Genomic DNA, 21346 nt, shown 5'->3' with positions numbered 1-21346 from the left:
GGCTGTTTGTCCGCGCCGTTATGCGGCCGGGATCGTCAGGCCCTTCACCACGGCCGGGCGGGCGACGAAGGCCTCGAGCACCCGAGCCACATTCTTGAACTGCGAGAACTCGACCAGATCGCCGGCGCCGTAGAAGCCGACCAGGTTGCGCACCCACGGCAGGATCGCGATGTCGGCAATGGTGTATTCATCGCCCATCACCCAATCGCGGCCTTGCAGGCGCTGGTCCAGCACGCCCAACAGGCGCTTGGACTCGGCCACGTAGCGGTCGCGCGGACGCTTGTCTTCGTATTCCTTGCCGGCGAACGTATGGAAGAAACCCAACTGGCCGAACATGGGCCCGATACCGCCCATCTGGAACATGATCCATTGCAGCGTCTCGTAGCGCCCCGCGGTGTCAGCCGGAATGAACCGTCCCGTCTTGCTGGCCAGGTAAATGAGGATGGCGCCGGATTCGAACAGCGCCAGCGGTTTACCGTCCGGGCCATTGGGGTCCAGGATGGCCGGAATCTTGTTATTCGGACTGATCGACAGGAATTCGGGCGTGAACTGGTCCTTCGTGTCGAAACTGACGCGGTGCGGCTCGTAGGGCAAGCCCAGTTCTTCCAGCAGGATCGAGACCTTCACGCCGTTGGGCGTGGGCAGCGAATACAGCTGGATGCGGTCGGGGTGGGCGGCGGGCCACTTCTTGGTGATGGCAAACGAATCAAGCGAGGTCATGCGGGGTTCTCCAGGCGGGCGGATGCTCTGCGGCGGGATGTGCGCGGTAATCCTAGCGCAAATCCCGGCGATTTCGCGAGATTTCCGGGTGGCCGGCCGGCTCAGCGCCGGCCCTTGCCCCTAGCGCAGCCGCCGGCCAGACAGGCGCCACAGGGCGGCCCGAAGCGCCGCCACGCCCAGCGCGATCGGCAGCACCAGCCGCCACTGCCCCAGGAAGAGTTCCCGCGTCGCTTCGCCAGGCGCCCAGGTATTGCCGAAAACCTGCGGCGAAGGCGGCGCCAGGTACACGGCGACCAGCGCGGCGGCCAATCCCGCCCCGGCCCGCCACGCGGCCGACTGGGGCGCCTTCATTCCCCGTTCGGCCGCGATCAAGGCCAGCAGGCCCGCCAGCCCCGCCAACACGGCGTCGGCATAGAAGTCGCGCGGTTCATAGACGTACGGCGCGTCCGGAATCACCCAGCCATAGGCGTCGGTGGTCAGCACCGAGGTCAGGCAGGCGCCAAAGATCGCCGCGGCGGCGGCCAGCAGCAGAAAGTCGCAAACACGGAGCAGGAACGTGGACATGGCAGGACGGTGTCGCCGCGCGGGAAAATGGATCGGCCGCAGCATGCCACAGGTCGCGGTCCGGCGCAGGCCTAGCACGTGGGCCGCTAGCGCAGCAGGCGCGCCTGGGCCTAACGCAGGTCTTCGGGGTTGATGGATGCGTCGCGCACGTACGGGTCGCCGGGGTCCGGCGAAAGCGACGCTGCGATGTCGGCGGGAAACGCCGGAATCCGGCTGGTCCGCATCACCGCCCACCGCATGAGGGTGTGCAGGCAGTTGAAAGGGATCATCGTGATGTACATCAGGGCGGGGCTTTGCGCGTCGTTGGCGAAGACCCGTTCCTTGCTGAACGCGAAGCTCTCGCGCCTGCCGTCCACCGGCATGCAGAATGTGACCTCCTGGATCACGGCCTGCGGCCCTTCCTCCATGTAGCGGCGCAGGAATTCCCAATGGGAATAGGCGTTCTCCTGCCGGCTGGTGGCAATGGCGAAGGCGAAGGTCTCGCGGACGGTCTGGCCGTCATCGTCCAGCACCAGCCCGCGAATGTCCCAGTTGAACGCACCGAACGGTCCCTTACCTTTTCCCAGCGTGAAATAGATTTTGTCCCACGGCGCCGACAATACGGTGCCGTCCAGGCGAAACACGTGCACCTGGCGATGCTTGCGATCCAGCATGATGGGGTAATGCGTCCAGCGGAACATTTCCTTGCCGGCCAACCAGGCCCCGGCTGCCGCCAATGCGGCCAGCATCGCCATGCTGATGAAGACCGCCTCCCAGAGGCCGTTCTCGTTGGGCAGGTCATCTACGACCAGGATCCAGGCAAGCATCAGAATGCCCCCCAGCCCAAAGCCCACCCCTATCGCGCCGAGCAACGCCACGAAGCCGCGCCATCCATACCAGCGGTCCACCGACACCAGGCTATTGGCGTTCATCGTCACGACGCAATGCTGGGCCAGCAGCGGAACATCCAGGCGCACTTTCTGGGCCAGGCGATGCTGCCGATCGAAATCCCCCAGTGGCCGGTCGTTCTGGAACGTTGAAATGAAACCGGTGAAGTCCATTGCGCGCGGCCCGGTTCAGTACCGGAAATAGCGCATGCCGTAATCCTTCCCATCGCCTGCGCGGCGCTTTTTCCTGGATATTTCACGCAAATTGATGCCGCCGGGATCGGCCCAGCCGAAGCCTTTGAAGATCGTCTCGGCCACCTGCGCGAAACCTTCCGTCTTGCGGCCCCCGCGCCACGCCAGGAAGCCGAACACCAGCACCAGGCCCGGCAGCAGATACATGGCATAGATTCCATAGGCATCCAACTGGTTCTGGATGCTGAACGTGCCCTTGAACAGCGCCAGCACCGCATCCAGGCACATCATGAAGATGAAAATCGCAGCGACGACAATGCCCCAGAACCGGAACGTAGACCGGTAGTGCGACCGGCGTCCCTCGATACAATGGGGATACACCGCCACCAGGGCATCGGCATCGCGCCGGACGCCATACGCCGTCCAGGCTTGGCCGTCGGGTTCCGCCACCACATCGACCGCATCGCCGTCCTGAAATGGAAACCGCCAGAACCAGCCACGCACGGATTCGCCGTTGACCTCGAACTCTACGAAATCCGCTGTTTCCGAAGTGTCCATCGTGGCGATGGCGATCCCCGCGCCCCCCATGTCTGCCAGGCCCGCCGACACGGCGGACGCGCCAACATCCTTGCCCATCTGGCTAAGGACGAAATCCCGATTGCGGCGCGACTTGCTCAGGCCGCTGATGGTTCCCGTGATCTTGCGGAGGGGATCGTTCGATTCCTTGGTCATCGTATTCCTTACACCACGTCAGCCAGGGCGGCGACGAAACCTTCTTCCTGCTTCTTGGGGTCGTCCACGGGCGTGCCGAAAGTCCGGCGGCCGAAAGCGCTGGTTTCGCACCACTCTTCCAGGGTGTCGGGCGTGAAGTACCACGCCAGCAACTGTATACCGACCAGCACCACCGCGATTTCCCAGCCCACCAGCAGACCGAGCACGCGGGCGACGGATGCGACGGCAACCCGCGCGGCGATGCCGTCCACCGCGATCACGACGACGTTCAGCCCCAAGCGCCGGCCCACGATCTTCAATAGGGGCGCGGAAGTGGCGATCGCCGTGATCACCGCAGCGCCCGCGGCGGTAAATCCAAGCGCTGATTTTATGCCGACCAGCACCATCAGCTTGTATTGCTTCTTTTCCCTGCGTTCGGTCGCTTCGTTGAAATCGATCGACGCAGTGATGAACGAGGCCCCTGCCCCGAGCATGCCGCCCATCAGCTTCCACTTCTGGAACCCGAAGGCTTTCTTTCCGGCCAATTGATACGGCACGATCGCAATGTCGATCACGGCAGCGCTCAACGTGGCGGCCGATGCGATCAGCTTCGCATACGTCGTGGTCGTCTTGTCGGTCGACGCGATGAGCTTCGTGAAATTCACGAGTTCAATCAAGCCGACCACGACCGTGATCCGCATGGTGGTCGCGCCATTGCGCCCGTTCGCGGGCCGAACCTTGCTCCACATGTCGCGCATGGCCTGGTGGCCGGGCTCTTTCGCAATGGCCTCGTTGGCCTCGAGGAATGTGCGTGCCGTGCGCAACCGTTGCAGCGCGACCTGGCGCGCCACTCCGTCGTAGCGGGCCTGTTGGCGCACCAGCGCCAGGGCGTCCGCGTCGCTGATGCCCGTGGACATCAGGAATATATTCTGGATGATCTTCTCGCCAACGTAATCGCCCAGGCCGTTCAGGCGCAGCCAACGGAATACCGTGTCCCCGGCCGTCATCATCAGCTTGTCGACACCCGCGTTCTTCATCGCGCGCGGCAAGGGCCCCAACTTCTGCGCATTGCTTTCGCCAACCAGCGAAACCGCTCGCTTGTAGTAGCCGGCAAAGGTCTTCAGGTTATTGGTTGCTCGTTCGACAATCGCCAGGCCCACGGACAGCAGCGTCTGCTTGCCCTTGACGGCCTCATCCACGGCGGCCGTGACCTGCGGTTTAAGCGCTTTCTGGTTCGCGGCCACCGCCCGCCAGAAGAGCGACCTTCGATCGCTGGCGTCCCGCCGCACTTCCACCAGCGTCTTCAGGTAGCGCGCCCCCGCTTCGCTGGCGCCGATGCCTTCCGTCATGTCGGCGACGACTTCAATGAACTCGTGGCCATCGTCTTCGACGTCTTCGCTGTAGTCCTCCAGCGTATCGAACAGAAGATCCCACTCCAGCCACTTGATCAGTTCCACCGTCCTGGCGTTTGCCAGCGTCGTCGCCGCCTCCTGGAACCTGTCGTAGTTTCCCTTGAAACGCCGCAGCTTGTCCCAATCGATATTGTCGTTGTAGCGATCCCAGGCTTGCCGGACGCGGTCCTGGCGATAGTTCTCCAGATTCTGGTCGCGCGTGCGGTCCGCCAGCGCGATCTCGGCGTCGTAGGCGTTGAAGTCCGCCTCTGCCTGCGCCCTGCCCGCCGCCGGCACGTACTGGTCCAGCAACAAGCCACGGCGGCGCTGGTACTCGGCGTTGGATATCACACCGTTCGAGCGCTCGTTCTCCAAGCCCGCAAGCGCCTGCTTGCCTGGCATATCCTGCACATTCTGGTTGATGATCTGATTGCGGCGCATCACCTCGTAGTGCCGGCTTCCGCTGCGCTGGCCAAGCTGCACGGCCTCGGCCGTGCGCCTTGCCGCGTCATCGGCCTTGCTTTCCAGCGCCGCCTTCGCACCCTCGATATTGCTGATTGCCGTGATCTCCAACGCGCGCTCTTCGCCGTACCGGGCTATCGCGCCCAGCGCATCGTTGCAGTAACCGTTGAGTTCGTCGGCGATGCCGATGGCGTCCCAGAGCGCCAAGGCCATCGGCCAGTAGCTGACGCCCATGGTGGGGTCGCCGCACTTGTCCAGCATCTGCGCCAGCAGCTGCTGAAGCACCAGGTCTTTTCGGTCGCCCACCGGCCGATTTCGGGGATACCAAGGCGTCTTCGTGAATTGCTCCGTCAACAACGCCTCATCGTAAGACCCGTCCGCCCGGCTCAGGACGCGCACGCGATCAAAGCCCGTGCATGGCAGTGCGGGCGGCTCTCCGGTCAAGCTGCTGAATTGATGGTCCCCGTACTCCAGAATTTTCTTGAAATTCGATTCGACGGCAAGGATGGACTGATGGTTCTTGGCCTCGCAGGTGCCCTGGGCCCAAACGGAAGGCTCGATCGCTTGCATCCGCGATGCGCGATGCGCGGGCGTGGCATAGCGCGCGCGCGTTTGAGGGCTCCATTTGTGTTCACTGTAGGCGAGCCATACCGTGCCGCACTGCTCCGGCTTTTCGATGACGATGTAATGCATGCGAAGCGGGTTGTGCCCCTGGCTTGCACATTTCATCGAGGGTTCGAGCCGGGCGCTGTCCGCATCGTCGCAGCGCCACAGCGTGCCGTCGGCGGTTACCGAATAGACTTCCCAGTAATTCGCCCCCTGCGGGCCTTTTTCATAGAAAAGGTACAGGAACCCCTGCCGCAGCGTGCGCGTCACGTATTTGTAGCGCGACGCGTCCAACTCCACGCCGGTCACGCGTTCACCACTGAAGTCGCTCAGGTCGGCCTGTGGAAAACTCGCCGGCACCACCGCATACCGCGTGGGAAGAATCGGCAAGCCGCCCGCCTGGCATACGCTACAAGCATTACTCATTCGTGTGTCCTAACCTGGAATGTGCGCGCGACTTGGCTGCCGGCAGTCATGCGCGATCGCCGCCCAGTCCGCATCCGTCAACGCCATGACAAGCCGCGAAAAGCCGATATCGCCGGGCCGGGCAGCCAGCATGTCCGCCACCGTCGGATGCCGGTCGAATTCGGGATGCACCGTCAGCGCGCGCAAGGCGATGGCCTCCCAATCGCGCAGATCATGCAGCCCGGCTTCGGCGCCTCGGCGCACGCAAGCGACGACCTGCTCCAACGTCTCTGGCAATATCTCGCCGGCCCTGGGCGCCACCGCGCGCCAGGCGCGGTTGACCGCGGCGAAAGTCCGGACCGTCCGCCATTGATCACCGTCCAAACGCATGGCCGAGCCCGTACGCGGCTCGTCGATGTCGTACCGGGCCAGCCGCCTCCAACGGTCGACATTCACCCAAAGGCCTGCCGGACCCAGCAAATCGGCTTTCTGCCGCCGGGAAGCCTGACGCCAGACCAGATCCAGCACCGCCGGATCGTGCAGCCGCAACAGGGTTCTTCCTCCGTCCGCACGGACCGCCAACAGGGTGCGCCCCAGGTGGCCGGCCAATGCCGTTGCGTCGCCCGCCCCGAATATCCATCCCCCTATCCGTCTGCCATCGCCCCTGCCCAAAGCGGCGGGCTCCCAATCGCTGATCGCCATGCCTGCGGCGGCGCGGCTGATGTCGGCATCGCGCGGACGCGCCAAATCCAATCCAATCAGGCGCGGCCATACGCGCGAGTCGATATCCGGGTGCGCCAGCCGCACCGGCGTCTCGCGCGCAGCCAGTTCGCCCGCCAGCCCTTCCCACTCCGGGTCGTCGGCGGGATCTCGCAGCAACGGGTCTATCAGCAGCAGGCAGCGGGAATCCCCACGGGAGGCTGCAAGCCGCTGCAAGGTCTCCGCCAATTCGATGCCCGACGTATAGGAATCCATGTTTGCGCATCCGTCCTAGAGATCGACCACGGCCGCGCCGGACGCCGCTGCGCTTTGCATCTTCAGTTGGCAACCTTGGAAGTCCCCCGAAGGCAGCATGTCGGGGATCGGCGCGGATTGCGGCCCGACCCAGTTATGCACGCCCGCCTTCAGTTCCACCTTGCCCGGGGCATGCAACTGGATGCCGCCCCCCTCGATGCGCAGATAGGCGCCGCCCGCCGTGGCCAGCACGCGCTTGGCCGCCTGGACCGTTACGCTGGCGTCCGCCGACGCGACGGTCACGGCCTTTTCGGCCGTCAACGTCATCTTGGCGTCCTGGCTATGCACCCGCAGCTTGCCGCCCGCCGCGTGCAGTCGCAGCCCGCTTTCCTTGACGGGCCGGCCGCCGGACGCCGCAAGCCCCATGGTGTACAGGACCGCGCCCGCGGCCACGCCCATCGCCAGATTGGCGCTGCTGGCCCAGTTCACGTCCGGCGCCACCTGGGCGAAGGTCTTGCCCGCCACCAGGAAGGCATCGGCGGGCGTGTACTGGCCGATGCCGCTGGGCGCGCTGACCTGGATGTGCGGCTCTCCATAGGCCGCCACCGCCACGCCGGCCGTGTTCGGGTCGTCCTGCGTGGTCTCCACCACGTCCAGGATGTGGGCCAGCGCCTCTTGCGCGGGCAGTGTCTGGGGGTCGTCCTTCAAGATCGCCTTTTGCCTGACCGCGGTCTCGGCAAGCTCTTTGGCGGCCGTCATCGCGGTCTTGACCTGTTTGGCCGCTTCGGCGCTGTCCAACAGCGCGCCATCGGCGTTTTCGCGCAGGTCGGCGCTGATCAGCAGGCCCGAGCCGCCGCGCACCGCCACCGCTTCCTTGGTGGACAGTTCGGCGCCGAAGCCCAGATCATCGAGCCGCTCGTTGTCGCGTTGCTGTTTGATATGGCCCAGGTTCAAACGGCTGTCCGCCTGCGTGGTGGACGCGGTCAACCGCGACTGGCCCGGCGTATCGTCCTGGAGCAGCTGGTTGTATCCCCCCGTGCCCGTCCCGCTGTCGGACAATGCCTGGGTCTTGAACCCGGACATCACCACGTTGTGCGCATGGCCGTCCTGGCCCCCGGCGAACCACGCGGGCGCGTTGCCCGTTGCGTTGGCGCCGCCCGCTTGCACCTGATTGTGCGGCGCGTCTTCGGCGCCCTCGCCGTTGTACAGCGCTCCCACCACGACGGGCCGGTCGATATCGCCGTGCAGGAATTCCACCAGCACCTCTTGCCCCACTCTGGGCACGAAATGGCCGCCCCAGTCGCCGCCGGCCACCGGCTCCGCCACGCGGACCCAGGTGCCCAGCTCGTCCTTGGCGGGCGCGTTTTCGTCACCTGACGGATGCGCCAGACGGCTGCTGGAGGCTTTGCCCCGTTGCCAGTGGAACTGCACTTTGATCCGATGGTCGCGATCCGTCAGCACCGGGGCCTCAGCGCCCACCACCAGCGCCGTCTGCGCGCCGAACACCGTGGGGCGCGGATGCACCCGCGCGCCATGACCGTCCACCGTCACGGGACGGAACTCGGTGTCGATGCCGATGCAGGTGAAGCGGTTGCGGTAGAACTCCTCGTCCGCCTCCGCGGCGCCCGATTCGCGGACGGCGCGGCCCAGGTCGGCATCAAAGTTGTTGCGCGCCCGGTGCGTCATGGCGATCACCACGTAGGCAGGTTGCGCGTCTTGCTGATAATGGCCGGTAAGTTCGAACCGTTGCCCGGGCGCCAGCGTGCGCACCGTGCCGGCGCCCTCCACGCAGTCCTGGCGCGCCCGCAGCGCGGCCAGGGCATTGTGCGCCAGCCGTTCGCCCTGGGCGCTGTCCTCGTAGGCGTATTGCCCCGGGTAGTCGTGGTGCACCAGTTCCCTGTCGTTGGCCAGCTTGCCGGCGGCGGCCTGCGCGGACACGGGGCGCGCCTGAGCGCCGCGGTAGTCCCAACTGGCCAGCCGCACGCCGTTGGTCTGCCAACGCTGGCGCCGGCTCCACTGCTGGATGCTGTCTTCGGTTTCGGTGACATCCGCACGGGCAAAACGCACACTGGCTTGCGGCCCGGGCTTGAAGGCGCCGTTGTGGTCGGCGATGACCAGGGTGTGGCCGTCGGCCTCATGCTCTACCCAATAGAAGAGCCCCTCTTCGGCCAGCAACCGTTCCACGAACGCATAGTCGGTCTCGCGGTATTGGATCGTCAGGCTGCGCTTGGCGTAGCTGGCGCGGTCCCGCAGGTCCCAGCGCCATTGGGGCGCCAGCACGCCGCTGCCCTTGTAGTCGGCGAAGATGCTCTCGACGATCTCGAACACCGTCCGGTCCTGGTACGCAAAGCTATCGTGCCGCTGGCGCAGGAAAGCCAGCCACGGCTCCACGGTCAGGCCGTACCGCGCCATGCCGCCATTGGCGCCTTGATACGCGGCGCCGGTCACGTGGCCGTGCCACAGACGGGGCTGGCTGCGGTCAAGCGCGGTTTGCAGCCGCAGCGTCACCGGCTGGCCCAGCAGGGCCTTCAGCGGAATATGCGCGTCTTCGGACAATGCCGTCAGGTCCAGGCGGAAACCGCCGTCCGACAGGCTTTCGACGCCCGCCAGCGTTTCGGCCACCAGCTTGTTGGGCCCCAGTGGCGTGCTTAGATCGAGCAGCCGATTGGCCTGATCGGCGGCGGCGGCGGGCAGGCGGGAGAGAGACGCGGAATCGGGAGGCATGGCTTGGGTTCCGGAATCAGGCCAGGCGATAGCGGAAATCGCCGTTCTTGCCCGCCGTCACGCGGATACGCGCGATTGCCTCGCCCTGCGCCATGCGGCCCAGGACCTGTTCGGCAATCTGCGGCAGCAGCGTGCCGTTAAGAATGTGATCGACGTTGCGCGCGCCGGTATCGACTTCGGTGCAGCGCGCCAGCACTGCCTCGACCAGCGCATCGTCCCACTCGAACGCCGCGCGGTGGTTGGCCTGCACGCGCGCGGCGATGCGGCCAAGCTTCAGGCCGATGATGCGCACCAGCGCGTCGTCGTCGATTGGATAGTAGGCAACGGTTTTCATGCGGCCCAGGAAGGCGGGCTTGAAGGCCTTGTACAACTGCGGCGCAAGCAGGGCCTGCAGCGCCTCGGCATCAGGCCGTTCGGCCGCGCTTTTGTTCAGGCAGGCCTGCATGATGGCCGATGAGCCCACGTTGGACGTCAGGATGATGAGCGTATTGCGGAAGTCGATCTCGCGGCCTTCGGCGTCGTCCATCACCCCTTTGTCGAACACCTGGAAGAACAGCTCAAGCACATCCGGATGGGCCTTCTCGATCTCGTCCAGCAAGACCACGCTGTAGGGCTGGCGACGCACGGCTTCGGTCAGCACGCCGCCTTCGCCATACCCGACGTAGCCCGGTGGCGAGCCCTTCAGCCCCGACACGCTGTGCGCCTCCTGGTATTCGCTCATGTTGATGGTGACCAGCTTGCGCTCGCCGCCATACAGCACGTCGGCCACGGCCAGCGCGGTTTCGGTCTTGCCGACGCCCGACGGCCCGACGAACAGGAACACACCCTTGGGTTTGTTGGGGTCCTCCAATCCGGCGCGCGCCGTTCGCACACGCTGCGCAATCGCATGCAACGCGTGGTCCTGCCCGATCACGCGTTCCGCCAGCAACGGCTGCAGTTCCAGCACCGTTCGGATTTCGTCGTTCACCATGCGGCCCAGCGGAATGCCGGTCCAGGCCGACACGATCTCGGCGATGACCTGGGCGTCGACGAACGCGGGCACCAGCGGGGCGTCGCCTTGCAGCGTGCGCAATTGTTGTTGCAGTTCGGCCAGCTGCGCCTGGCCCGGCGAAAGTTCCGCCTTGGCTGGCCGCCGCTTGCCTGCGGGCTCAGGCGTTGCCGGAACGCCCGCGGCTTCCAGTTCCTCGCGCAGCGCATGGATCTGACGGACCAGCTCGCTTTCTTGCGCTAATCGCGCTTCGGCCTCTGCCAGCGTCTGCCGCACGGCAGCCATTTCCTCGTCCAGATCTCGCAGGCGAGCGGCGGGGCCGCCTGCCGCGGCCTCGCGATGCAGCGCCGCGCGCTCGGTGTCCAACCGCGCCAGGCGATGGCGCGCATCGTCGATCAAGGCCGGCGTGGCGCTGCGGCCTAACGCCACCCTGGCGCACGCCGTGTCCAGCACGCTAACCGCCTTGTCGGGTAATTGCCGGCCGCTGATGTAGCGGTGCGACAGGCGGGCCGCGGCCACGATGGCCTCGTCCAGCACACGCACGCCGAAGTGGCCTTCCATCAGCGGCGCCATGCCGCGCAGCATGCTGGCAGCCAGCGCCTCACTGGGCTCTTCCACCTTGACGACCTGGAAGCGGCGGGCCAGCGCCGCGTCCTTTTCAAAGTACTTTTTGTATTCGCTCCAGGTGGTGGCCGCGATGGTACGCAATTCGCCGCGCGCCAACGCCGGCTTGAGCAGGTTGGCGGCGTCGTTCTGGCCCGCCTGGCCGCCCGCGCCGATCATCGTGTGCGCTTCGTCAATGAACAGGATGACAGGCGTCGGGCTTTGCTTGACCTCGTCGATCACGTGCTTCAGGCGGTTTTCGAATTCGCCCTTGACGCTGGCGCCGGCCTGCAACAGGCCCAGGTCCAGCGTGCGCAGCGCCACGCCCGCCAGCGAAGGCGGAACGTCGCCCGCCACGATGCGCAGCGCCAGCCCCTCGACCACCGCCGTCTTACCCACGCCGGCCTCGCCAGTCAGGATGGGGTTGTTCTGGCGACGCCGCGTCAGAATGTCGATCATCTGGCGGATTTCGGCGTCACGGCCGATCACGGGGTCTATCCTGCCCTCGCGCGCACGCTCCGTCAGATTGGCGGTGTATTGATCCAGCGCCGGCGTCTTGGACAAGGCGGCGGCCGGCGCGGCGGCATCCTGGCCGGGGGGGCCATCGGCGCCGTCGCCCAGCGCAACGGCCTGGCCGGCCTCTTCCGAACCGGCCGTCAACGCCGCGAAGTCATGCTTCAGCGCATCCAGCCGAAACGACTCGAACAAGCGCGACCCGCGCCGCGCTAGCGCCGCCAGATCGGGCTCCGTCAACAGCGCCAGCAGCAGATGACCGGAGCGGATGCGCGTGGTCTGCGTATCCAGCGACGCAATCAGCCAGGCGTGTTCGAACAACTTGGGCAAGTGCGGAGAAAAAACCGGTGTGCGCGTATTGCCGTTCTTAAAGCCCCGGATCTCGGTGTTGAGGTCCGCTTCCAGCACCGACGCTTCGATGCCGCTGCGCCGCGCCACCATGCTGAAGTCGCTGGCGGGCCGCTCAAGCAGGGCCAGGAACAGATGCTCAAGATCCACTTCATAGTGCCCTTGCGCCATGCACAGGCTTGCGGCGCGTTCGGCGGCCTGGCGGCAGGTCTGGTTCAGCTTCGCGATCAGGGTTTTTAGCGGAATGGCCATGTTCTCGTTCGTCGTGTTCTCAATGGATGGTGTGCAGTTCGTAGCTGGCATCGTCGCGGTCGGCGTCGACAGGGGCGGTGCAAAGGAAGGAATTCCAGCCCAGGCGGGCCCCCTCGCCCTCACCGCCCAGCACGCTGCCGGCCACATCCGCCTGGGCCATGATCAGCCGCACCTCGTATTCGAAGCTCATGCCGCCAAACATCGTCAGCAACTTTTCCAGCGCCTGCGCGCGCGCGCCGCCGGGCAGGAAATCCGCGAACGCGGTTCGCGACAAAGGGCCGATCCACAAGCGGATGCGCAGGTCGCGCTGCCAGATGCGGTCGCCAGCCATCGCGGATACGCCCAGCACCGCGCCCGGCATGCCCAACTGCGTGCGGTGCTCGGGCGGCACGTGATACCAGCGCCCGACGAACTGTTCCACCCGCATGTCCACCTGGAAGTAGTCGCACAGCACCCGCTGCAGGAATGCCGCCGACACCGGCCGCTGCCGCGCGGCGGCGGCGTAGTGCGCCAGCGATTCGTCGAACACCTGCCCGTCGCCCTGGTGCAGGCGGTCGCGCAGCGCGGGATGGCCGATACCGCCCAGCGCCAGCAGCAGCGGCAGATAGTGGTGGTCCTGCTCGGTTTCGTGGCGCATCGGCATGCGGTACTTCTTCCATGCCGCGTAGAAGAGCGCCGCCGCCCGGTTCGAGAAGATGTCGAAGAAGGCGCGCGCGCCGCGATCGCGCTTGGCGCTCTCGCGGTGGCTCAGAATCTCGGAGTAATGCAGCGGCAACGCACCTTGCCCGCCCAGCAGGCCGAAGAAGGCGGGCTCGATTTCCACCCGCCCCAGCTTGCCCTCGGCCAGCGCAGCCAGGCGCGACGCGGTGTCCTCCAGTGGCACGCCGTCCTTGTCGTACGCCATCAACGCCGCGATCTCGCTTGCTGGAAAGCCCAGTGACGATGAGTTCAGGAAGCGCAGGTGGGCAGGCACCGCATTTTTCGCGCGCGTGCCTTCCTGGCGAGCGAACCACAGTTCCAGGACCCGGACGGCCTGGAAGAATTTGAAGCGCTGCGGCTCGGCCAGCAGCGATTCGATTACGCTAGGATCGCGTCGCCGTTGCACGGGGGGCACCGTAAGATTTCTTCCGCGCCACGGCGCGACAACACGACCAGCTGCACGAAGCTGTTGGCGTGCACGTACAGGCCGAAGAAGCGGTTGATCACCGCCACGAAGGCATGCAGGCTGGTTCCGACGAAGTTGTCTTCATTGATCGTCAGGCGGATCTCGATGCCGCGCACGAAGGTGGCGAACGGCTCGCCCGGCATCCAGTGCGTTGCAGGTTTGTAGTCCAACCCCACCAGGCCTTCGATCTGCCGCGCAGCCACCGCCGCATGCGACAAGTCGTACAGCCGCAGTGTCTCTTTCAAGGCGGGCAAGCCGCTTTGCACCAGCGACAGGTGATTCAGCGCCAGATGCGAGATCAAGCGCCAATGCGCGGCGCGGCCCTGCTGAAATCGATGGGTATGCGTCGGCCGGCGGAGCATGCGGATTTCGCGAGCGACGGACCCACCTTCCAGGAACAGGTCGCCGCCCGACTGGCCCACCGCCAGATGCGCGGGCAGGTCGCGATTGGTGCAGGTCAGGTCCAGGCTAAGGGTCTCGGTCTGCGGCACCGAAGGATCAAAATCGATATCGACGATGGACATCTCCATCTCGTAGCCGGGGCTGCGTTCCGCCACCATCGAATCGCGCCGCGCCGTCCAGTAGTGGCTTGCGCGCTCTGGCGTTTCACCATGGTGCAGCGAGTAGAACGGACGGAACTCCACCACCGAATCGCCCTGCGCGTTCTGCCGGACCTGCCGGACACGATCGATCGAATACACCTCATAGCCATAGGCGCGCCGGGCGTCCGCCACCACGGGATAGGACGCCGCCGCATGGGTCACGCGGATGGGGTCGGCGCGCTGCGCGAACAAATTGACGACCGGCGTGCATCCCAGCCGGAAATGGTCGGGCGACGCCGATTCCAGCAAGCGCGCCGTGTTGGAATCGGCGCGCAGGCCCTTGACGGGCAGATGCAGCGTGAATTCGCGCGCCGTGCCTGCCGCGCGCCGCAACGCGGCCAGGTCGATATCGACGAAATTGAACTTCTCGGCGAAGACGAAATACTCGGCCAGCAACCGGTAGGCCGGGTGCGAACTGGCCGGAAAATCGATCAGCGCGTCGTTTTCCGCCAGCCCCACTTGCGCCAGCGGCACCTCATCCAGGCGGTGCCAGCGGCCGGGTAGCGTTTCGATATAGGCAGCAGCCGTGCGCAGGAACAGGCAATCACGCAACGCGGCCACAAACGACGGTTCGCCATGCAGGTACACGCGCAGCGTGTCCAGGGCCAGATTCGAGAAATTCTGCGTCTCGGCCAGGCACGCCAGCGTCAGCGACAGCCGGCCCGTTACGCCGGCCGGCAGCGACGTCGACGAAGGCGCGTTGGCCGTGGACGCGAAACTGGCGCGGCGGATGGCCACCGGCGCCAACGTGACGTCGTATGCGGTGCGAAAGCGGCAGGCCACGCCTCGCACGGGATGGGATTTCAGCTCCGTGCCGCGCGGCATCCGCACCGGCGCCGTCAGTTGGGCCGCCACGCCACCCATATCGAACTGCGCCACCGAACACGATGGGAATGGACGCAGGTAATGCGGATACATCACCTCGAACAGCGCTTCCGTGAATTCCGGATAGTCGTCGTCCAGCTTCTTGTTGATGCGCGCGCCGAGCAAGGCGAACGACTCGATCATCCGCTCCACGTGCGGGTCTTCGCACGTTTCGCCCGACAAGCCGAGCCGCGCCGCGATCTTGGGATAGCGCTGCGCGAAATCGCGTGACGACCCGCGCAAGAAACCCAGTTCGCGTTCGTAATAGGGCAGCAGTTCTTCCATCTTTCCCTTCCCTCTTCGGCGGCGTGCCGCCCGCGCCCGTGTACGTTGTTGTCTATCCGGCGACGGCCGCAGCCTTGGCCCATCCCTTGCTGACGGAATACTGCAAGGTGGACGGCTGCAACGTCGCGTCGAACGTCACCGGCTCGTGTGCCGGACCTACATCCAGCATCGCGGTGATCGCGAAATACAGCACCGATGTCGCGCGGCTGTCCACCTGCAGCACGACCCTTACGTGCGTCAGCCGCGGCTCATGCCGCGCGATGGCCTGCTCCAGAGACCGGCAAATGAACTCACGGTCGTAGTGGCTGGCCAGGCTGAGCCCCGAGAAATCCGACAGCCCATAGGTCAGGATCGACCGCTGGCAATTGGGGTAGCGCTTCAGCGATTCTTCCGTGAAGACCATGCGCGTGTTCAACAGGGCTTCGATGTCGCGCGCGACCGTTTCCTTGATTTCTTCCACCGACAAGCGTCGCAAGGCATGCGGCGTCTGCCCGTCGCCGTCGAACAATTTGTCGAACAGGCTCGGCTCGAATCCTTTCATCACGGACCTCCGTTCAGCGCAAACCGCGCGCCCGGCAAGGGGCGCGGCATGCGCTGCCTACGCGGTCGCGTTCAGACCGAATACGTCTTGTCGTTCTTGGTCAGGCTCCACGCGCCCTGGGCGTTGCCGCCCTGGTTGCCGCCCACCTTCTGCTGCGTGTATTTCCACTGGACGGCGGCATACTTCAGCGAAAAGGATTCGTGCGGCAGACCTTCGCTGACGACTTCCGGCGCCACGCGCGAAATGATCACGTACTTGAGCTTGATCTCCAGGTACTTGACGCGGTTGCCTTCCCCGTCGGCACGCAGGAAATCAATCGTCACTTCGTCGAAAGTCGTACCGCCGGAGGCGTGCTGATACAGCAGCGGGCTGACGACATCCAGATCTTTGGTGAAGACCATTTCGCCATGCTCGGTGCGCTCGGCGGTGTGGCCGCCCGAGGTCGAGGCCGTGGCCGAACGCGGCTGGATGATCTCGTGGCGCCACGAGCCGACTTCGATCCAGTCCGGGTGGTCCTTGTCCTGGGACTCGCCTTTAAGCGCAGGATTGCCAAATTTGACGTAAATGTCCTTCATTCATAGCCTCTCAAGTTGAAAAACCGCTTATCGGACGGGCGATCAGGACTTCTGGGCCTGGGCGGGAAGCTCCGCGACCAGGCGCAACGAAATCGAAAGCTCGTCGAGCTGAAAGTGGGGCCGCAGAAACGCCACGGCCCGGAACACGCCGGGGCGACCCGGCACTTCGGCGACTTGCACCGAGGCTTCCCGCAACGGGAATTGCGCTTTCTGTTCCTGGCTGGCGTTGTCGTCCAGCAGGACATACTGCGAGACCCAGCGGTTCAGGAAACTTTCGACCGACTGCGCGGACGCAAAGCTGCCGATCTTGTCGCGCATCATGGCCTTCAGGTAGTGGGCCACGCGCGACACCGAAAAGATGTATTGCAACTGGGCCGACAGCACTGCATTGGCGTTGGCGCTATCGGTGTTGTATTTCTTCGCCTTCTGCACCGACTGCGCGCCGAAAAAGGCCGCGTAGTCGGAGTTCTTGCAGTGGACCAGCGGGATCAGGCCCAAGTCGCTCAGTTCCTTTTCGCGCCGATCGGTAATCGCGATTTCGGTCGGGCACTTGAGCGCAATTTCGCCATCGTCGGTCTTGAAGGTATGGGTGGGCAGGTTCTCCACCAGGCCGCCCCCTTCCACGCCACGGATGGCCGCGCACCAGCCGAAGTCGGCGAATGCGGCGGTCAGGCGCGCGCCGAACGCCCAGGCAGCGTTGCACCACAGGTACTTGGCGTGGTCCGTGCCGTCCACGTCTTCGACGAAGTTAAAGCCTTCCACCGACGTGCCCTCCTTCGGGTCGTACGGCAGGCGGCCCAGGAAGCGCGGCATGGTCAGGCCGACATAGCGGGAGTCTTCCGAATCCCGGAAACTGCGCCACTTGGTGTATTCAACGGTATCGAACACCTTGGCCAGGTCGCGCGGGCGGCCCAGGTCAGCAAAGCTGTCCAGGCCCAGCAGTTCGGGCGACGCCGACGCGATGAACGGCGCGTGCGACGCGGCGGCCACGTGCGACATCTGCTCGATGAAATACATGTCTTCGGGCTGGCGCGTAATCTCGAAGTTGCCCAGCAGCGCGCCGAAGGGCGAGCCACCAAACGTGCCGAACTCTTCTTCGTAAACCTTCTTGAACATCAAGCTCTGGTCGAAGTCGATGGCGGTCTGGAAGTCGCGCACCAGATCGCGCTTGGTCACGTTCAGCACCTTAATCTTCAGCATCGGGCCGGTATTGCTCTCCTGGCACAGGTAGTGCAGGCCGCGCCAGGTACTTTCCAGCTTCTGGAATTCGGCGCCGTGCATGACTTCGCTGAGCTGCGCGGAAATCAGGCGGTCCAATTCAGCGACGCGCGCGTCCAGCATGGCCGACAGGTTGTCCGACACCACCACGGTGCCCTTCATGACTTCACGGGCAAGTTCGCCGATCAGATCTTTGGCGCGGTCGTGTTCGGCGGTGGATTTGGCCACCCGGCTCTGTTCCACAATCTGGTCGAGCAGGCCCGAATCGGCCTCGGCGGCTTGAGCGGCCGAGTTCTGCGCGGCGGCGGAATTACTCATGGCTGCCTCCCTTGCCGTTCTTGCCGGCTTCACTGGTCAGTTGCTGCAATTTTTCAGTGCTGCTGAGCACCTCGCCCAACAGATCTTCCAGCCGGTCGTTGCCGGCAAGCTTGTTGCGCAGGTCGGCCAGCTTGGTGCGGATGTCCAGCAGCTCTTTAAGCGGTTCAATCTGCTGCACCACGGCTTCCGGCCGGAAATCTTCCACGGAACGGAATTTCAGGTCCACGCCGAAGGTGCCGCCCTCGTCCGTCAGGCGGTTCTTGACGCGGTAGGCCGCGCGCGGCTCCAACCCGCTCATCACGTCATCGAAGTTGTCCACGTCGATGTTGACGAACTTGCGGTCTTTCAGTCGCGGCAACTCTGCTTCGGATTGCGCGCTGAAGTCGCCCACCACCCCCACGACGAACGGAAGCTCTTTCTGTTCAATCGCATCGCCCTTCTCAACGTCATAAGTCAGTTGGACGCGCGGCGGGCGCACTTTCTGGAGTCGTTTCTGAACGCTTTCTTTCTTAGCCATGAGGGCTCCCAGCGAGGTGCGTGTTGGTTAGGCTGACAAGGCCGGTGGCGCCGGCGCCCGAGAGCCGGTCAGGGTTTGAGAAGGTTGCCGAACGGATCCGGCGCGCGTCCGCCGGTAGCGGCGGGCGTGGCCGGCGTCGTCGCGGATGGCGCGGCGGGTGCCTGGTTCGGAGGAGATGCAACGGGTGACGCGGTTCTGGCGGGCGTCGCCGTGACGGGCGCAGCGGTAGACGGCGAGCCGGCATCCGCGGCGGGCGGCTCAACCCGCTTGACGGGTTGGCGCGACCGCGCGGGCGGCTTGCGTCCTTCGGGGAACAGGACGTCCTGCCCCAGGGTTTCGCGCATCGCGGCGGCCAGCGCCACCGCGTCGGTGCGGGCATTGCCCGCCAGCAGCGCATCCGCGCGCAGATCCGCCAGCGACTGCATGGCCACGCGCAGCCCGCCCACGGCACGCACCGTCTTGGCGGTGAAATCTTCAGGGTCGCGGTTCAGGGCTTCGTCTGCCGCCACGATCGCTTCGCCGTACTTCTGCTCATCGAAACGGATCTTCGCGATGTACGACCAGGGCTCGCCTCGCGAGGGATTGCGCTGCGCGATCTCCTCGAACTCCGCCACGGCCTGGTCGCCTCCCTTCGAGGCAAGGCTCTGCGTGGCCTGCGTGATGGATTGCTTGAATTCGGCGTCGGTCTGCGGTTTGACGGAGGCGGCACAGCCTGTCATCAAAGCCACCATTCCGCCGATCAGAAAGAGACGAGAAAGTTGCATTTTCTGGGCACGTGGGGTTGTAACCAAGGCCGCGTATTTCAACAACTTTTTGTTAGTACACCACTACAGTGATTAACTCGATGTAACTCTGCGCGAAACGTCGCCTAACGTGCTGCGATCTTCATACTGCCGCAATGTTCCGGTATAAAGAGCCATGTCAAAACATCTCAATTTATCGCGATGCTTGGCGGCCTTTTCGCTGATTGCGGCCAGCTCGGCAATCAGCGGTTGCGCGGCCGTTTCGGCGATCGGCGCGGTGGCCGGAATGACCGGCAGCGCGCTCGACATCACGGGCCTGAAAAAGGACCCGAATGCGCCGATCGACGTGAAATTGGCGATCCATGCCGGAGAAAATTTGAATGCGAGCAGTGGTCAACCCATGGCCATCGTTACGAAAACATACTATTTGAAGAATGCCGAGGCATTCCTGCGCGCGCCGCTCACACAATTGGTTGATACTGCGCAGGAAAAGGCGGCACTGGGCGATAGCCTCGTCGCTTCACGCGAGGTCATCCTGACACCCGGACAGCGCTACGAGAACGTGGAAAAAGTGCCCAAGGGCGCCACGTATATCGCAGTGGCCGCCTTGTTCTACGCGCCTGCGCCGCAGCGCTGGAAATATGTGTTTGAAGTGAAGTCCGCCGAGGACTCCGGCATTGTCTTGGGCGCCCATGCCTGCGCGATGACCGTCGCGACCGGCAAGATCGTGTTGCCCCCCGGGGTGCCTGAATTCGATCCGTCCCGCCTCGCTTCGGTGCAGTGTCCGAACTGAAGGCAGTTGCAACCCACGTCACTACGAAACGCCCGCTACCTATATATCTATAAGAGCCAGCCAACGTGAGTTATTCAGCGAAAGTCCTATGGGGTGAGGGCCTGTTTCTGCGGCCCCAGCATTTTCAGCGGCAAGACGCCTATCACGAGGCCCGCCTGGCCGAAATGAGCCGCGCGCTGCATCCCTACTCATGGGGCCTGCGCACCGTGCGGTTCGACGCCGCGGCCTTGGCCAACGGCATGCTGCGCGCCACCGAACTGTCGGCCATTTTTCCTGACGGCGAAATCTACAACGCGCCCCACAACGACGACTTGCCGCCAGCCGTGGCGCTGGACGGCCTGGATGGCGCGAGCGACGCGGTGTTCTATCTGGCGTTGCATCCCATGAAGGATATTGGCGGCAACTACCGGGACGGCGCGCAAGGCCCGGGCTTCGACGCCCGCTACGCACATCAAGACAGCCCGGCGCCCGACCTCTACACCAACGCCAGCACCGCCAGCCTTGCCTTCCTGCGCAAGAACGTGCGGCTGTTGTCCGAACACGAGCCCCGCGACGCGCTGCTGACCATCCCCGTCGCCCGCGTGCGCCGCACCGCCAGCGCAGGCTATGAACTGGACACCGGCTATATCGCGCCGAGCCTGACCGTGCAGGCCTGCGGCGCGCTGTTCGAACAGTTGCGCCGGCTGCTGGATGCGCTGCAGGCCAAGGTCAATGCGCTGTACGGTTTTCACCGCGAACCCAGCAAGAACATCATCGAATTCCGCTCCGGCGACGTGGCGTCGTTCTGGCTGCTGCACACGGCCAATGAAGCCTATTCGGCGCTGTCTCACCTGTTCCATAACCCGCAACTACACCCCGAGCGCCTGTTCCAGGAAATGCTGCGCCTGGCCGGCGCGCTGATGACGTTCTCGAAGGTGCATACGCTGGTCGACCTGCCCGCGTACCGCCACGACCAGCCCGGCGCCGCCTTCGCGAAACTGGACGACATTCTGCGAGACCTGCTGGACACGGTCATTTCGACCCGCTATTTCTCGGTGGTCCTCGACGAGGTGCGGCCGTCGTTCCACGTCGGCCGGCTGGATTCCGGCAAGCTCGACGAAACCACCGCGCTGTACCTGTCCGTGTCGGCCGCCACGCCGGCCAGCGAACTGGCCGAGACCGTGCCGCTGCGCTTCAAGGTCGGCGCGCCCGACGATGTGGAAAAACTGGTGCTTTCCGCCATGCCCGGCGTGCAGTTGGTCTACACGCCGCAAGTGCCGCCCGCCGTGCCCGTCAAACCAGGCGCCTGCTATTTCACCCTGCAAACGCGCGGGTCGCTCTACGACCGCATGCTGCAGGCACGAAGCATCGCGATCTATGCCCCGTCCGGCATCCCCGAACTGAAGCTGGACCTGATCGCCGTCACCCGTTAACCGCTGTCCACCGA

Annotated in this window: 17 protein-coding genes; 2 read left to right on the top strand and 15 right to left on the bottom strand. The window is 64.9% G+C overall.

Translation table 11 applies throughout. The features are described from left to right. Positions 1–18: 18 nt before the first annotated feature. The 15 genes from ACE039_RS27250 to ACE039_RS27180 form a co-directional block, all read right to left on the bottom strand. Entirely contained in the window at positions 19–720 is a 702-nt protein-coding gene (locus ACE039_RS27250) for a glutathione S-transferase N-terminal domain-containing protein (protein WP_416027864.1), read from the bottom strand. A gap of 120 nt (positions 721–840) precedes the next feature. Continuing rightward, on the bottom strand, positions 841–1284 hold the full coding sequence (locus ACE039_RS27245) for a hypothetical protein (protein WP_485823865.1): 444 nt from the start codon (positions 1282–1284) through the stop codon (positions 841–843). 110 nt (positions 1285–1394) lie between these two features. Next, positions 1395–2324, bottom strand: coding sequence for a DUF6708 domain-containing protein (locus tag ACE039_RS27240; RefSeq protein ID WP_485823864.1), 930 nt, complete (start codon positions 2322–2324; stop codon positions 1395–1397). A 15-nt stretch (positions 2325–2339) separates the two neighbouring features. Further along, positions 2340–3074 (bottom strand): putative type VI secretion system effector, encoded by a 735-nt coding sequence (locus ACE039_RS27235; protein ID WP_485823863.1) that lies wholly within the window; start codon positions 3072–3074, stop codon positions 2340–2342. An 8-nt stretch (positions 3075–3082) separates the two neighbouring features. Continuing rightward, positions 3083–5938, bottom strand: a complete 2856-nt coding sequence (locus tag ACE039_RS27230) for a T6SS effector BTH_I2691 family protein (RefSeq protein ID WP_485823862.1) — start codon at positions 5936–5938, stop codon at positions 3083–3085. Between the two features lie 9 nt (positions 5939–5947). Continuing rightward, complete coding sequence (locus ACE039_RS27225; protein ID WP_485823861.1) at positions 5948–6892, bottom strand: DUF4123 domain-containing protein; 945 nt, start codon at positions 6890–6892, stop codon at positions 5948–5950. Between the two features lie 15 nt (positions 6893–6907). Then, entirely contained in the window at positions 6908–9595 is a 2688-nt protein-coding gene (locus tag ACE039_RS27220) for a type VI secretion system Vgr family protein (protein ID WP_485823860.1), read from the bottom strand. Between the two features lie 16 nt (positions 9596–9611). Further along, entirely contained in the window at positions 9612–12299 is a 2688-nt protein-coding gene (gene tssH / locus ACE039_RS27215; RefSeq protein ID WP_485823859.1) for a type VI secretion system ATPase TssH, read from the bottom strand. A gap of 19 nt (positions 12300–12318) precedes the next feature. Further along, positions 12319–13413, bottom strand: a complete 1095-nt coding sequence (gene tssG / locus ACE039_RS27210) for a type VI secretion system baseplate subunit TssG (protein WP_199196790.1) — start codon at positions 13411–13413, stop codon at positions 12319–12321. Beyond that, complete coding sequence (gene tssF / locus ACE039_RS27205; RefSeq protein WP_485823858.1) at positions 13377–15215, bottom strand: type VI secretion system baseplate subunit TssF; 1839 nt, start codon at positions 15213–15215, stop codon at positions 13377–13379. Before tssF ends, tssG begins: the two co-directional genes overlap by 37 nt. 52 nt (positions 15216–15267) lie before the next feature. Further along, the gene (tssE, locus tag ACE039_RS27200; RefSeq protein ID WP_105557013.1) at positions 15268–15756 is read right to left on the bottom strand and encodes a type VI secretion system baseplate subunit TssE; all 489 of its coding nucleotides are present in this window, start codon (positions 15754–15756) and stop codon (positions 15268–15270) included. Positions 15757–15827: 71 nt separating this feature from the next. Next, complete coding sequence (locus ACE039_RS27195; protein ID WP_006395404.1) at positions 15828–16331, bottom strand: Hcp family type VI secretion system effector; 504 nt, start codon at positions 16329–16331, stop codon at positions 15828–15830. Positions 16332–16373: 42 nt separating this feature from the next. Beyond that, a complete protein-coding gene (gene tssC, locus ACE039_RS27190) occupies positions 16374–17867 on the bottom strand; it encodes a type VI secretion system contractile sheath large subunit (RefSeq protein ID WP_105557014.1) in 1494 nt (497 codons plus the stop codon). Next, positions 17860–18384, bottom strand: a complete 525-nt coding sequence (tssB, locus tag ACE039_RS27185; protein WP_105557015.1) for a type VI secretion system contractile sheath small subunit — start codon at positions 18382–18384, stop codon at positions 17860–17862. Before tssB ends, tssC begins: the two co-directional genes overlap by 8 nt. Positions 18385–18452: 68 nt before the next feature. Further along, on the bottom strand, positions 18453–19148 hold the full coding sequence (locus ACE039_RS27180; RefSeq protein ID WP_485823857.1) for a tetratricopeptide repeat protein: 696 nt from the start codon (positions 19146–19148) through the stop codon (positions 18453–18455). A 154-nt stretch (positions 19149–19302) separates the two neighbouring features. Between ACE039_RS27180 and tssJ the strand changes: the two genes are divergently transcribed. Together tssJ and tssK are read left to right on the top strand one after the other, a co-directional pair. After that, positions 19303–19920 carry a type VI secretion system lipoprotein TssJ gene (gene tssJ, locus ACE039_RS27175; protein WP_105557017.1) on the top strand — a complete coding sequence of 206 codons (618 nt, stop codon included), beginning with the start codon at positions 19303–19305 and terminating at the stop codon, positions 19918–19920. 65 nt (positions 19921–19985) lie between these two features. Continuing rightward, positions 19986–21332: a type VI secretion system baseplate subunit TssK gene (tssK, locus tag ACE039_RS27170; RefSeq protein ID WP_448711744.1), complete on the top strand. Its 1347-nt coding sequence runs from the start codon at positions 19986–19988 to the stop codon at positions 21330–21332. The last annotated feature ends 14 nt before the right edge of the window (positions 21333–21346 follow it).

This window comes from Achromobacter maghribensis (genome assembly GCF_057334215.1).
The sequence above is the reverse complement of the archived record's forward strand: the minus strand, read 5'-3'. Positions and strand labels throughout refer to the sequence as shown.

Bases quoted from the DNA above. Each gene is read 5' to 3' on its own strand.
- ACE039_RS27250 (WP_416027864.1), bottom strand. From the start codon at position 720: ATGACCTCGCTTGATTCGTTTGCCATCACCAAGAAGTGGCCCGCCGCC.
- ACE039_RS27245 (WP_485823865.1), bottom strand. From the start codon at position 1,284: ATGTCCACGTTCCTGCTCCGTGTTTGCGACTTTCTGCTGCTGGCCGCC.
- ACE039_RS27240 (WP_485823864.1), bottom strand. From the start codon at position 2,324: ATGGACTTCACCGGTTTCATTTCAACGTTCCAGAACGACCGGCCACTG.
- ACE039_RS27235 (WP_485823863.1), bottom strand. From the start codon at position 3,074: ATGACCAAGGAATCGAACGATCCCCTCCGCAAGATCACGGGAACCATC.
- ACE039_RS27230 (WP_485823862.1), bottom strand. From the start codon at position 5,938: ATGAGTAATGCTTGTAGCGTATGCCAGGCGGGCGGCTTGCCGATTCTT.
- ACE039_RS27225 (WP_485823861.1), bottom strand. From the start codon at position 6,892: ATGGATTCCTATACGTCGGGCATCGAATTGGCGGAGACCTTGCAGCGG.
- ACE039_RS27220 (WP_485823860.1), bottom strand. From the start codon at position 9,595: ATGCCTCCCGATTCCGCGTCTCTCTCCCGCCTGCCCGCCGCCGCCGCC.
- tssH (WP_485823859.1), bottom strand. From the start codon at position 12,299: ATGGCCATTCCGCTAAAAACCCTGATCGCGAAGCTGAACCAGACCTGC.
- tssF (WP_485823858.1), bottom strand. From the start codon at position 15,215: ATGGAAGAACTGCTGCCCTATTACGAACGCGAACTGGGTTTCTTGCGC.
- tssE (WP_105557013.1), bottom strand. From the start codon at position 15,756: ATGAAAGGATTCGAGCCGAGCCTGTTCGACAAATTGTTCGACGGCGAC.
- ACE039_RS27195 (WP_006395404.1), bottom strand. From the start codon at position 16,331: ATGAAGGACATTTACGTCAAATTTGGCAATCCTGCGCTTAAAGGCGAG.
- tssC (WP_105557014.1), bottom strand. From the start codon at position 17,867: ATGAGTAATTCCGCCGCCGCGCAGAACTCGGCCGCTCAAGCCGCCGAG.
- tssB (WP_105557015.1), bottom strand. From the start codon at position 18,384: ATGGCTAAGAAAGAAAGCGTTCAGAAACGACTCCAGAAAGTGCGCCCG.
- ACE039_RS27180 (WP_485823857.1), bottom strand. From the start codon at position 19,148: ATGCAACTTTCTCGTCTCTTTCTGATCGGCGGAATGGTGGCTTTGATG.
- tssJ (WP_105557017.1), top strand. From the start codon at position 19,303: ATGTCAAAACATCTCAATTTATCGCGATGCTTGGCGGCCTTTTCGCTG.